The sequence below is a fragment of the Thermoanaerobaculia bacterium genome, from assembly GCA_035260525.1.
GTDB lineage: Bacteria > Acidobacteriota > Thermoanaerobaculia > UBA5066 > DATFVB01 > DATFVB01.
Window position 1 is genome coordinate 1 of the sequence record DATFVB010000364.1, and the last position, 3035, is coordinate 3035.

Below are 3035 nucleotides of genomic sequence, written 5' to 3' on the forward strand. Positions count from 1 at the left end.
GGGCTTTTCTCGAAATCACACGTTGCAGGGGCCGTGAATCGTCGCGCCGAAGGCGCGCGGAGGCGGAGACATCGCCGCATCCTTCCACCCCGAGGTCCTGTTCCGGCTATCGGCCGTCGTAGAACTTCGCGAGATCCGCCCGGAGCGCGTCGAGCGCGGGCTCGTGGAGATAGATCATGTGCCCCGACTCGTAGTACCCGAACGAGATGTTCTTCTCGAGCTTCGGGTCGAGGCCCATGTGCGCGACCGTGTACTCCGTCTCGAAGAACGGCGTGGCGAAATCGAAGTAACCGTTGGCGGAGAAGATCCGCAGGTTCGGATTGATCGTCATCGCCTGCCGGAGGTCTTCCGCCACGTCCGGCATCGGCGCCCGGTTCCCGCCGACCCGGTGCCGATCGTCCCAGTCCTTCCCGACCTCCGCGTAGTTCGTGGGCTTGTAGAGGTCGCCGGTCTGGTAGCCGAGCGTGTCGCGGAGATACGCGTTCAACGCCGCCGTGAAGGCGGAGCCGAAGGCGTTGTTGGCGGCGTCGTATTCCGGGAACTCGCCGGCGGCGTCGTGGTCGATTCCCTCGAAGCGCGCGTCGAGCCGTCCGACCGTGCGGCGCTCTCCCCGCAGCAGCTCCTTCGCGAAGCGGCCCGGGTCGATCCGGAGGTTCGCGTTCCGGAGGAACGCCTCGGAGAGTCCCGTGTAGCGGTGGAGCTTCGCCGCCACGGCCGCGCGCTCCGGCTCCGCCAGGTGGTTCCCCTTCGCGAGGGCCTGCGCGTACTCGCCGAGCGCGAACGCGCGGACCTCGTCCAGGAACGCCGGCAGCGCCGGCGGCGCCGGGTCGAGCTTCTTGTGGTACCACGCCGTCGCCGCCATCGTCGGGAGATAGAGCTCGTACGGGAGGTCGTTCGAAAACGACGGGCCGCTGAAGTCGTCCCACGCGTTCAGGTAGGACGAGACGAAGATCGCGCCGTTGAAGGCCATCCCCGCGCGCTCGAGGTGGGCGAGGAGCGCCGCGCCGCGCGTCGTTCCGTAGGACTCTCCGAGGAGATACCTCGGCGAATTCCATCGTCCGTTGGCGCTCACCCATCGCTCGATGAATTGCGCGAAAGCCTCCACGTCCGCGTCGGTCCCGTAGAAGTTCCTGGGTTCTCCCTTCCCGACGATCCGCGAGAAACCGGTCCCGACCGCGTCGATGAAGACGAGGTCCGTGCGGTCCAGGAGGCTGCGCGAGTTCTCGACGATCCGGTACGGCGGAGGAGGAGTGGGCCGCGCGTCCGACGTCTCGACCCGGACGGGGCCGAACGACCCCATGTGGAGCCACAGGCTCGAGGACCCGGGCCCTCCGTTGAACGCGAACGTCACCGGGCGCGCCTTCGCGTCGGGCCCTTCGGCCGTGTACGCGACCGAGAACATCCTCGCGATCGTCTCTCCCTTGGCGTCCTTCAGGTCGATCGTGCCGGCCGTCGCGGTATACGGGATCGTCTTTGCGCCGAGCGTGATCCGGTGATGCGTGACCGCCGGTTTCGGAGCGGGCGGAATGGGCGGCGCCGGCGCTTCCTTCGCCGGGGGCTTCGCCTCCGACGAGGGCTCCGCCGGGGGCTGCTCGGCCCGCACGGGAAGGACGGCGAGAACGGCCGCGGCGAACGCCGCCGCGCCGATTCGGGAGAGCCGGGAGATCATGCGGGACTCCTTTCGCGTCGATGCTCGATTATCCGGAGCGGAGCGGCCGCGGTCGCCCGGGGCCGTCCGGCGGGGGCCGCGGTCGTGATGATACGGTGAGCCGGCTCGCGGGTTTTCGGCGGGCCTGCCCTCACCGGCCGGGACGGTTCATCCGCTCGAAGATCGCCGCCCGCTCCGCCCGCGACGCCCGACTCGATTCCTCGGAAAAACCGTACGTGATCTCTTCCTTTCCGGCCGCGAGCTCCGCAAAGACGGCATCCGCGAACGGGGCGACGGGGTCCGCCCAGGCGTGGAGGCCGGGTCCGCCGAGATCGGTGTTCAGGGCGGGAGGGATCACCTCGACGACCTGGATCGGCGTTTCCGCGAGCTGGCGCCGGAGCGACAGAGTGAACGAATGGATCGCCGCCTTCGTCGCGCAGTAGATCGGAACCGAAGCGAGCGGGACGAACGCGAGACCCGAGCCGACGTTCACGATCGCCGGCCGATCCCGGCGGGCGAGATGGGGGACGAGGAGCATCGAGAGATGGATCGGCGCCTCGAGGTTGATCGCGATCTCGGAGTGGATCTCCTCCCACCCGCTGGCGGCGTCCAGACGCACGCGCCGCTGGATCCCGGCGTTGTTGACGAGCACGTTCACGGCCGGGAATTCGCGCTCGACGCGGCCAGCCGCCGCGCGGCGCTGCGCTTCCGTCGAGAGATCCCCGCGGAAGGTCTCGAGCGCCGGGAGCGCCTTTCGGGCGGCTTGCAGGGCCTCTTCGCGCCGCCCGCAGACGATGACGCGGCTTCCGGCAGCGAGGAAACGCTCGGCCAGCGCGAAGCCGATCCCGGTCGCGCCGCCGGTGACGAGCACGGTGTTTCCGGCGAGTTCCATGGGCTCCTCCGCCGAGAAATCTAATGGAAAACCGGGCGAAACGAGTCGCTTCGAGCGGCGATTCTCACCGATTGATTAAGACCGGCGGAATGGCTTCCGTCCGCCGGTACTCTCGCCCGCGAAAAGGGAGCAAAACAATGACCAGAAAAATCGGCATCATCCTCAGTGTAGCGGTCCTCGCGGCCTGCGTCACGGCCTACGGGGCGACCGCGAACGTGACCATTTCGAACGACACGTTCACCGACAACACCAGCGGCAGCTCGACGACGACGATCAACGCCGGCGATTCCGTCCTGTGGACGTGGCATGCGGGAACCCACTCGACGACCTCCGGCACGTGTACGTCCGGGGGCGGCGCCTACGGCGAGGGCGGTTGCGCCCCCAGCGGCGTCTGGGATTCCGGTGTCCGTTCGAGCGGCACGTTCAGCTTCACGTTTCCCAACGCCGGCAACTTTTCGTATTACTGCCAGGTTCACGGCGCCATGATGACGGGCA

The 3035-nt window shown here is 68.2% G+C and carries 3 protein-coding genes; 1 reads left to right on the forward strand and 2 read right to left on the reverse strand.

From position 1 onward, the window contains the following. Positions 1-106: 106 nt before the first annotated feature. Positions 107-1669, reverse strand: a complete 1563-nt coding sequence (locus VKH46_17280; GenBank protein HKB72587.1) for a peptidase S10 — start codon at positions 1667-1669, stop codon at positions 107-109. Positions 1670-1799: 130 nt separating this feature from the next. Continuing rightward, positions 1800-2540, reverse strand: a complete 741-nt coding sequence (locus VKH46_17285; GenBank protein ID HKB72588.1) for an SDR family NAD(P)-dependent oxidoreductase — start codon at positions 2538-2540, stop codon at positions 1800-1802. Positions 2541-2677: 137 nt separating this feature from the next. On the opposite strand from VKH46_17285, the gene VKH46_17290 reads away from it, so the two are divergent. Then, positions 2678-3035: hypothetical protein (locus VKH46_17290; GenBank protein ID HKB72589.1), on the forward strand; the 358-nt coding region annotated here is incomplete at its 3' end.